At 75.9% G+C, this 9,689-nt stretch carries 8 protein-coding genes; all 8 read right to left on the minus strand.

Going from position 1 to position 9,689, the window contains the following annotated elements; genetic code table 11:
• The coding region (locus BJF79_RS22910; RefSeq protein ID WP_262402436.1) for a hypothetical protein at positions 1 to 688 on the minus strand (688 nt) is incomplete at its 3' end.
• Positions 689 to 691: 3 nt separating this feature from the next.
• Positions 692 to 2,410 (minus strand): DUF4132 domain-containing protein, encoded by a 1,719-nt coding sequence (locus BJF79_RS51305; protein WP_316043420.1) that lies wholly within the window; start codon positions 2,408 to 2,410, stop codon positions 692 to 694.
• A 74-nt stretch (positions 2,411 to 2,484) separates the two neighbouring features.
• A complete protein-coding gene (locus BJF79_RS53615; RefSeq protein ID WP_143220101.1) occupies positions 2,485 to 3,372 on the minus strand; it encodes a hypothetical protein in 888 nt (295 codons plus the stop codon).
• Between the two features lie 44 nt (positions 3,373 to 3,416).
• Complete coding sequence (locus BJF79_RS51315; RefSeq protein ID WP_083733694.1) at positions 3,417 to 3,656, minus strand: hypothetical protein; 240 nt, start codon at positions 3,654 to 3,656, stop codon at positions 3,417 to 3,419.
• A gap of 382 nt (positions 3,657 to 4,038) precedes the next feature.
• A complete protein-coding gene (locus BJF79_RS51320; protein ID WP_083733696.1) occupies positions 4,039 to 6,093 on the minus strand; it encodes a DUF4132 domain-containing protein in 2,055 nt (684 codons plus the stop codon).
• 558 nt (positions 6,094 to 6,651) lie between these two features.
• A complete protein-coding gene (locus BJF79_RS51325) occupies positions 6,652 to 7,284 on the minus strand; it encodes a hypothetical protein (RefSeq protein ID WP_083733698.1) in 633 nt (210 codons plus the stop codon).
• A 67-nt stretch (positions 7,285 to 7,351) separates the two neighbouring features.
• Positions 7,352 to 8,671, minus strand: coding sequence for a DUF4132 domain-containing protein (locus BJF79_RS22925; RefSeq protein ID WP_075900338.1), 1,320 nt, complete (start codon positions 8,669 to 8,671; stop codon positions 7,352 to 7,354).
• Between the two features lie 2 nt (positions 8,672 to 8,673).
• On the minus strand, positions 8,674 to 9,689 hold a 1,016-nt coding region (locus tag BJF79_RS55715), incomplete at its 5' end, for a hypothetical protein (protein WP_262402437.1).

Below are 9,689 nucleotides of genomic sequence, written 5' to 3' on the forward strand. Positions count from 1 at the left end.
CGCGACCGCGTCCGCCGCCTCGGCGCCGTACCGCGGCGGCGCGCAGGACCAGGCCGGAGTCCATGGCGGCGACGTGCCGCAGCGCGTGCACGGCGTGGCGGCGGGGCGCGGCGGCGCCGCCGAGGGCGTCCGGTACCAGGAAGTACCCGGCGGCGAGCGGGCCGTGCCGCTCGAACCACGCCTCGGCGAGGTGCCGCGCCGACTTGAGCTTGTACAGCCAGTAGGCCGCCAGGCGGGCCGTGTCGGCGCCGAGCATGGGGACGATCGTCCGGCCGTTGCGGGTCGGACGCGACTCGGCCAGCCGGAGGACGACGTCCCAGACGTCCGCTTCCCAGCGGGCGAGCAGGGGCTCCAGCCAGTGGCCGAGGCTCTCGCGGTCGCCGGGCGCGAAACTCGGGAGCAGCGGGCGGGCCAGGTGCTCGGGCGCGTGGGCGAGGACGTCGGCCTGGCAGAACGCCGGGCCGCCGTGCCGGCCGAAGTACCGGTCGATCTCCGCCCGCCAGTGGGCCTCGTCCCGGGCGTCGGCGTACCCGAGCCACTGCGCGCGCTCGCCGGGCGCCCAGCGGACGCGGCGTCCGGGCGGCGGCTCCAGGCCCGCAACGGTGACCGCCTTCCAGTCGGCGGCCCGTTTCGGCTTGCGCAGCCACGGCGGGTCGGTCAGGGCCTCGGGGAGGGTCGGGGACGGCACGGGTCAGCCCGCCAGGTGGTCGAGGTCGGTGAGGATTTCGGACGCCGTTACGGGGTCGATGTCGCCGAACCGCAGGGCGGTGGTGTCGTCCCGCGAAAGGTAGTGCGCGTCCGGCCGTTCGGTGAGCCGCACGGCGAGGGTCTGGTCGCCGAGCACCTCGGGCGAGCCGACGACGATGCCGGGGTCGAGGTCGATGACGACGAACCCTCCGGGGGCGACGCGGCGGGAGATCCACGCCTCGACGCCCGCGTCGAGCGGCTGCCCCCGCTCCCAGCCGCGCTTCACGAGGCCGAGGAGGGCGCCCGCCGCGACCTTCACGCCGTCGAGCCGGGCCAGCACGCGGCTCGTCCGCTCGTCGTCGGTGAACGTGCGGACGGGTCGGGCGAGCTGCGGGAACGGCTGCAGGATCTCGTAGTCGGCGAACAGCTCCGACCAGGCGGGCAGGACGTCGGCCAGGTGGACGGGGTGGGGGATGCGGATGTGGGCGGTCGTGGAGGTGGGGAGGGTGACGGTGTCGTCGGCGGCGTCGGTGAAGGTGCCGTCTTCGGCCACGCGGAAGGTCGTCGCCCGGCCGTCGGCGTCTTCGGCTTGCCAGACCAGGCGGCGGACGAGGTGCTTCAGCAGGGGGTGGGCGGCCAGGAGTTCGCCGAACTCGGCGGGCGTCCAGCGGCGGCCGGTGACCATGGCCCGTTCGAGGCGGCCGATCTGCTCGGCGGCGGCGGCGCGGGCGTCCTTCTTGAGCTGCGCGAACTGCCTGTGGGCGGCGGGGGCCAGTTCCGGGTCGTCTTTGGTGCCCGGTTTGGGGAGGGACTTGAGGTGCTTGCCGGTGGTGCCGTCGGTGATCGTCGCTTCAACTGCTCGTCGAAGCCGATGACGAAGGCGCGGGGGCCGTAGTCGAGGGTGAGAGTGCCGGACGCGTCCAGGCCGAGGTCGGGGACCAGGCGGTCGGCCAACTCGTCGGGGGTCAGTTCGAGGCCTGCGGCCACCTCTTCGATCTTCTGCTGCGCGCGGGTCTTGAGGGCCTTGAACTTCACGCGCTGGGAGATCGAGTTCAGGTGCGCGAGGGCGGTGCCGGTGCCGATGGCGGCGAGGACGTCCAGTCCCGTCACGGCCCTCGCGTGGCCGCCCTGCCCCGGCCACGCCCGGATCACGGGGGTGAGGCGGCGGACGGTCTCGTCGTCGCCGGTCAGCGCGAGCTGGGTGAACGCCCAGCTCTCCTTCGAGGACGCGCCGCACGCCTCCCACCAGCGGAACAGCGCCCAGCCGAACTCGGCGAGGGACGCCGGGTCGCACAGTTCGACGGCCGTGCGGACGCCGGGATACACCTCGTCCGGGGTCGACAGCGCGAACATGGTCAGGACGTGCGCGACGGCGCCGTCCGGGAGGGCGCGGGTCCGGTCGCGCAGGAGGAGCCGCGGAAGCGCCCGGATCTCGACCCATTCGACGGACGGGATCTTCTTGGGGAGGTCGTCGAGGGGGTCCACGGCGAGCATGGCCCCGATCGCGGCGGCGGCCTCGTCGCCGTGGACGCGCGCCGCCTCGACGACCGGCGCGGCGCCGTCCCGTCCGGCGATCAGGCGCAGGCGCCTCGCGGCGCGCGGCGCCGGGCCGCCTTGCCCAGCGCGTCGGGATCAGCGCCGGGGCGGCGGCGAGGCCGTGCCGCGCGAACCAGGCGCGGGCCGTCTTGCCCGCCGTCTTCAGGCGGACGAGCCAGTCCGCCATCGTCCACGCGATGTCGTCGGACACCAGCGGCAGGAGGAGGTCGCCGAGCCCGGCCGGGTCGCCGCAGGCGGCGATCACCGCGATGTCGTGCGCGTCCGTTCCGAAGCGTGCGACCAGCACCCGCGACCAGTCGTTCGAACCCCACGTGACCGGCGGTTCCCAGCCCGCGAGGAGGGGACGCACGACGTCGACGTCGCCTCTGACGACAACGACGACCTGCTGGTGCGGGGGGAGCCCGTCGAACTTCGCGGCCAGCTTGCCGACGTCGAGCCGGTCCGCCCACCGCCACAGCGAATCGCCGCGCGACAGCCACTCCTCGCGCTCGTCCGGTTCCCACGCGATCGCGCGGACGCCGGGTGCGGGCAGGTCCTTGATGACGACCGGCCCGGTCTTCGCGCGCGGCGCGTCCACGGCGGCGCGGCCAGGAGCGGCGGCAGGTCGGCGGCGTCCGGGGCGTGGGTGTTCGCGGCGAGGATCCCCTGGACCGTCTCCCGCGCCTTCGCTGGCAGGTCCGGGAGCGTCCGCCCGGTGAGAGCGGGGTTCGACCGGACGTGCCCGGCGAGCAGCTCCGCGGCCCGCGGGGCGTCGGACTCGGCGAGCAGCGCGCGCGCGCGCGGGAAGCGGTCGGCGGCGGCGAGCAGGGCGGGCGGGACGGCCGGGTCGCCGATCCGGTCGACCAGGGCCCGGAACGCGGCGTCGAGCGGCAGGCCCGCGAGGACTTCGACGAGGACGCGGAAGTGGTCGGCGCCGAGGTACTCGTCGTCCAGGGTGTCGAGGACGAGGGGCAGGACGGGCTCGGGGCCGACGCCGTCGACGAGCGTCGCGAGGACGTCGAGGGCGCGGTCGTTGTGGTCGAGCGGGAGGCCGGCCGCGGCCGGCTGGTGCGGCTCGCCGAGCGCGCAGAACAGCATCCACCGCTCCGGGGAATGGCTGGTCGTGATCTGGCCGGGGTTCGCGCACACCTCCTCGACCCAGTCCCGCCGGGTCGGCGCGAGGTACGCGGCGATCAGGTTCGCGAGGGGGTGGCCGCGATGCCCGGGGCGAGCCGCTCGACGGCGTCGGCGTAGACGTCGTCGGGCGCGGCGGCGAGGCGGGCGCGCAGCCGCCGGAGCGTGCCCCGCTCGATCCACCATTCGAGCTGCGCGTCGGACGGGCGGCGCGGCCGGACGCCCGTCCAGTTCAGCGCGCCGCGCGGCTGGGGGCGCCGCAGTCTGCCGCGCCCGGAGAGGTCGGCGATCTCGTCCACTGCGCGGAGCGCGCCCGTCTCCGCGAACGCGCAGGCGCCGAACGCGACGGCCGCGGCGGTGATCCAGGCGTCGGTGAACAGGCGGTCTCCGCCGTCGCGGTGCAGCCCGTGCAGCGCGACGACCAGGAGCGCGACGGCCGCCGCGCCCCGCGGGTCCGCCTCGCCGCGCAGGTGGGCGCGCGCCGCCTCCGCGGTCTCCCGGTCGGTGCCGCGGAGCCCGAGAACCTCGACGATCGCGTCGCGTTTCTCGTCGATGAGGCTTTGGACGCGGGCGGCGGCGCCGCGGTCGGGCTTGGGCGGCGCCGCGACGGGCCGGACGGTCCGCGGTGCGGGTGGAGCGCGCGCCGCCAGGCGTCCGGCACGATCGGCGTGTTCTCGTCGGTCATCGGGCCGGTCCTCGTGTCGGGGAGGTCAGGTGGAGGAGGTCGGCGAGGACCTCCGAAAGGATCGCGGGGTCGAGGTCGCCGAAGCGGAGCGACGGGTTCTCGCGGGTGCCGTAGCCGTCGAGACGGTCGGCGAGCCCGACGCGGACGAGAGTCTGGTCGCCCTGGTCGTACGGGTCGCCGACCGGGATGCCGGGCTCGATGGAGACGACCAGGTGGCGGTCCGGGGCCAGCTCGCGGGAGACGCACCGCTCAAGGCCCGCGTCCATCGGATCGCCGCGCTCCCAGCCGCGCCGGACGAGGCCGAGCAGGTCACCGATGTCCGCCCGCGCCCCCTCGAACCGGGACAGCCGTCCGCCGTCGCGTTCCTGCGGGGTGAGCATGTGGATCGGACGTGCGAGCTGTTCGAACGGTTGCAGGATCTCGTAGTCGGCGAACACCTCCGTCCACGCCTGCACTTCGCCGCCCAGGTGCACGGGGTGCGCGACGCCGACGCGGGCGGTTCCGGGGAGGGAGACGGTCTCGTCGCCGACGTCCGCGAACGTCCCGTCTTCGGCGACGCGGAACGCCGGGCCGTCCTCGGCGTGCCAGACCAGGCGCCGGACGACGTGGCCGACGAGGGGGTGCGCGACGAGGAACCGGCGGAATTCGGCGACCGGCCAGCGGCGGCCGGTCACCATGGCCTTCTCGAAGCGGGCGAGCTGGTCGGCCGCGACCGTGCGGACGTCCTTCTTCAAACCCGCGAACCGCTTGTGGGCGGCGGGCGCGAGGCCGGGGTCGTCCTTGGCGCCCGGCTTGGGGAGCGACTTGCGCGGGGCGCCGTCCTCGTCGGCGACGGTCGGGCGGAGCAGCTCGTCGAAACCGATGACGAACCGGCGCGGCCCGTAGTCGAGGGTGAGCGTGCCGGACGCGTCCAGGCCGAAATCGGGGACGAGCTGGTCGGGGGTCAGTTCGAGTTCGGCCGCCAGCCGCTCGATCTTCTCCCGCGCGCGGGTCTTCACGCCGTTGAACTTCACCCGCTGGGAGATGGAGTGCAGGTGCATGAGGGCCGTGTCGGTGCCGATCGCGGCGAGGACGTCCAGGCCGATGACGGCCCTCGCGTGGCCGCCCTCCCCCGGCCACGCCCGGATCACCGGCGTCAGGCGCCGGACGGTCTCGTCGTCGCCGGTCAGCGCGAGCTGCGTCAGCGCCCAGCCCTCCTTGACCGGCGCACCGCACGTCTCCCACCAGCGGAACAGCGCCCAGCCGAACTCGGCGAGCGACGCCGGATCGCACAGGTCGCGGACGGTCCGCACACCCGCGTACACGTCGTCCAGGGACGACATCGCCAGCATCGTCAGGACGTGCCGGACGGCGCCGTCCGGCAGGGCGCGCGTCCTGTCGCGCAGGACGAGCCGCGGCAGCACGCGGACGTCGATCCAGTCGGCCGCCGGGATCTTCTTCGGGAGGTCGTCGAGGGGGTCGGCCGCCAGGAGGGCCTCGATCCCGGCCGCCGCCCGCTCCCCGTGGACGCGCGCGGCCTCGACGATCGGGGCGCGGCCGTGCCGGGCGGCGATGAGGCGCAGCGCGGTTTCGGCGGCGCGGCGGCCGGGGCCCGCCTTGCCCAGCGCGTCCGGCAGCAGGGACGGCGCGGCGGAGAGGCCGTGCCGGTCGAACCAGGCGCGGGCCACCGGGCGCACCCGCTTGGACCCGAGCCATCCGGCCATCGACCGCGCGATCTCGTCGGACACCAGCGGCATCAGGTACTTCGCGAAGCCGGGCGGGTCGCGGCGGACGGCGGACAGGACGGGGTCGTGCACGACCGTCTCGAAGCGCGCGACGAGCGGCGGGAGCCAGTCGTTCACGCTCCAGATCTCGCGCGGCTCCCAGCCGTCCAGCAGCGGCAGCACCAGCTCGTCGGGGCCCTTCACCAGGAGCCGGTCCTGCAAGTACTGGCCGCACGTCCCGGCCTTGAAACGCTCGGCGGCGTCGGCGAAGTCGATGTCCGGGTCGAACTGCCGCCAGCGTCCAGGCTCGCGCGCCCACTCGGCGCGCTCGCCGGGCGCCCACGCCACGGCCCGGGTCCCCGGCGAAGGGAGGTCCTTGACGACGACCGGCTTCGCCGCGGCCCGGGGGCGGGTCCAGGGCGGCTCGGTCAGCAGCGGCGGCAGGTCCGTGGGTCCGGGCGCGCGCCGTCGCGTCGAAGGACGCCCGGACGGCCGTCCGGGACTCGGCGGGGAGCGCGGGCAGCGTCCGCGCGGCGAGGTCCGGATGGGTACGGACGTGCGCGGCGAGCAGTTCGGCGGCCCGCGGCGCCGCCGACTCCGGCAGCAGCCGCAGCGCGCGGGCCGGGAAGCGGCGGGACATCGCCGCCGCGACCGGCAGGACGGCCGGGCGCCGCATCAGGTCGGCGACCGTCCGGAACGCGGCGTCCACGGGCAGTTCGGCGAGCATGCCGAGCAGCTCGCGGCTCCAGTCCGCCGAGTAGTCCTCCTCCAGGGCCGCGGCGAGGATCGGGACGACCGGTTCGGGGCCGACCGCGGCGGCCAGCGTCGCGATGACGTCGAGCCGCGGGCCGTAGCCGTCGGGCGCCAGGGCGGCGACCTGGTGCGGGCGGCCGAGCGCGCAGAACATCAGCCACCGCTGGTAGCGGAACCGTTCGGCGGTCCGGTCCGGGTCGGCGCACAGATCCTCGACCCAGTCCTCGCGGGTCGGCGCGAGGTAGGCGGCGACGAACCGCTGCAGATGGTGGCCGCGGTGCCCGCCGATCGCGTCGACGGCCGCGGCGTACACGTCGTCGTCGGCGGCGGCCAGGCGGCCGCGCAGCGCTTCGCGGCGGTGCGGCTCAGCCGGAAGCCCAGCGGCGCGTCCGCGCGCAGCGGCCGGAGGCTCTTCCAGGCCGCCTCGATGCCGCCCGCCGCGGTGAACGCGGCCGCCGCGAACGCGGCGCCGTGCTCGGCCTGCCAGGCTTCGACGAACGCGGCGTCCCGCTGCTCGTGGTCCAGGGCGACGGCGATCGCCGCGGCGCCGAGCGGGTCGGCGTTCGCCGCGCAGGTGGGTGCGAGCGCGTCGGCGATCTCCGGGTCGGTACCGGGCGCCCCGCCGAGCTCGTCGATCTCGTCGCGGGCGGCGTCCACGCGGGAACGCGCCTCGTCCACCAGGCACGGGTCGGGCGCGGCCGGTTCCGGGACGTGCGGGCGGTCGCGCCGCGGGTGCAGCTCGTCCAGCCAGGCGTCCGGCATGAGCAGCGTGTTCTCGTCGGTCATCGGGTCGTTCCGTCCGTTGCGGTGGCCGGAGTCAGATCCGTGCGGTCGGCAGGGGCTTCGGAGACGCTCACCGGGTTCGTCCGGTGAGGTGGAGGAGGTCGGCGAGGGCCTCGGAGGCGAGCATGGGGTCGAGGTCGCCGGGGGGCTCGGTGAAGCGCACGTCGGCGAGGGTCTGGTCGCCGTGCCGGTCCGGGTCGCCGACGGGGATGCCCGGTTCGAGTTCGACGATGACGTGCCGCCGGTCGTCGAGGCGGCGGGTGATCCGGTCCTCGACGCCCGCGTCCTGGGGCTCGCCCCGGTCCCACCCCCGGTCGACCAGGCCGAGGACGGCGAAGGCCGGGACCTCCGCGCCGACGAAGCGGGCCAGGCGGCCGGTCGTGCGCTCGTCCGGCGCGAGGGTGTGGACGGGGCGGGCCAGCTGCGGGAACGGCTGCAGGATCTCGTAGTCGGCGAACAGTTCCGACCAGGCCGGGAGGTCGCCGGCGAGGTCGAAGGGGTGCGCGACGCGGACGCGGGCGGTGACGGGCAGGACGATCGGGTCGTCGGACGCGTCTGCGAACGTGCCGTCCTCGGCGACGCGGAACGCCGGGCCGCCGTCCGTGCCGCCGTCCGTGCCGTCGTCGGCGGCCCAGACCAGGCGGCGCACGAGGTGGCGCCGGAGGGGGTGGGCCACGAAGAGATCGCGGAACTCGGCGAGCGGCCACCGGCGGCCGGTGATCATGGCTTGCTCGAAGCGGCGGAGCTGGTCGGCCGCGATCGTGCGGACCTCCTTCTTGAGGTCGGTGAACAGCTTGCGGGCGGCGGGGGCGAGGGCGGGGTCGTCCTTGGCGCCGGGCTTGGGGAGGGTTTTGCGGGGTTTGCCGGACTCGTCGCGGACGAACGGCACGAGCCGCTCGTCGAATCCGACGGTGAAGCGGCGGGGGCCGTAGTCGAGGGTGAGGGTGCCGGAAGCGTCCAGGCCGAAGTCGGGGACGAGACGGTCCGCGAGCTGGTCGGCGGTCAGTTCGAGCCCGAAGGCGACCTCGTCGATCTTCTCCCGCGCGCGGGTCTTCAGGGCGGCGAACTTCACGCGTTGCGCGATGAACGACAGGTGCATCAGGGACGTCTCGGTGCCGATCCCGGCGAGGACGTCCAGGCCGGTCACGGCCTTGGCGTGGCCCTTCTCCCCCGGCCACGCCCGGATCACGGGCGCCAGGCGGCGCACGGTGCCGTCGTCGCCGGTGTGGGCGAGCTGGGCGAGCGCCCAGCTCTCCTTGGGCGGCGCGCCGACCGCCCGCCAGCGTTCGAACAGCTCCCAGCCGAACTCGGCCGCCGACGCCGGGTCGCACAGGTCGCGGACGACGCGGACGCCCGCGTACGGGGCGTCCGGCTTCGACATCGCGAGCATGGTCAGGACGTGCCGGACGGCGTCGTCCGGCAGGGCGTGCGTCCCGTCGCGCAGGACGAGCTGCGGGAGCAGGCGCGGGTCCGCCCAGTCCCCGACGGGCGGGATCTTCGCGGGCAGGACCTCCAGGGGGTCGGCGTCCAGGAGCGCTTGGATCGCGGCGGCGGCCGCGTCGCCGTGGACGCGGGCGGCCTCGACGACCGGGGCGGCGCCGCGCCGGTCCGCGACGAGCCGCAGGGCGCCTCGGCGGCGTCGCGCGCCGGGCCGGGCGCGGCTAGCGCGTCCGGGATCAGGGCCGGGACGGCCGTGAGGCCGTGCCGCGCGAACCAGGCGCGGGCCGTCCGCCCGGTGCTTTTGAGGCGGACGAGCCACTCCGCCATCGACCGCGCGATCTCGTCCGACAGCAGCGGGAGGAGGAGGCCGGAGGCCGTGGCGGGGGCGCGGAGCGCGGCGACCAGGGCGGCGTCGCGGGCGTCCGGGCCGAAGCGGGCGACGACCGCCCGCATCCAGTCGGCGACGTCGCCGAACGGCGGGGGCGTCCAGGCCGGGAGGTACGGACGGACGTCGTCCTCGGGGCCGCCCACCACGGTCGCGATCTGCTGGTGCTCGGGAAGCGCGCCGAGGGACCCGGCGCGCTCCAGGTCGCCCTCCGGCCACCGCCACAGGACGGACGTGCGGGACGCCCACGACTCGCGCTCCCCCTGCGCCCAGACGATCGCGCTGGTGCCGGGCGACGGCAGGCCCTCGATGACGACCGGCTTCGCCTTCCTGCGCGGGCGCGTCCACGGCGGCGCCGTCAGCAGCGGCGGCAGGCCGGACGCGGCGGGCAGGCGGGTGTCGTCCGCGAGGACCGCCTCGATCGCGCCGCGCTCGGCGGGCAGGTCCGGGAGGAGGCTCTCGGCGAGGTCCGGGTGGGTGCGGACGAGCGCGGTCAGCAGTTCGGCGGCCCGCGGGGCGTCCGAGGCGGGCAGCAGCCGCAGCGCGCGCGCGGGAACCGGGCGGCGGCGGACTGCAGCGCGGA

It is taken from the genome of Actinomadura sp. CNU-125, assembly GCF_001942465.1.
Lineage (GTDB): Bacteria > Actinomycetota > Actinomycetes > Streptosporangiales > Streptosporangiaceae > Spirillospora.

Bases quoted from the DNA above. Each gene is read 5' to 3' on its own strand.
- BJF79_RS51305 (WP_316043420.1), bottom strand. From the start codon at position 2,410: ATGGCGGACTGGCTCGTCCGCCTGAAGACGGCGGGCAAGACGGCCCGC.
- BJF79_RS22925 (WP_075900338.1), bottom strand. From the start codon at position 8,671: ATGCTCGCGATGTCGAAGCCGGACGCCCCGTACGCGGGCGTCCGCGTC.
- BJF79_RS51325 (WP_083733698.1), bottom strand. From the start codon at position 7,284: ATGACCGACGAGAACACGCTGCTCATGCCGGACGCCTGGCTGGACGAG.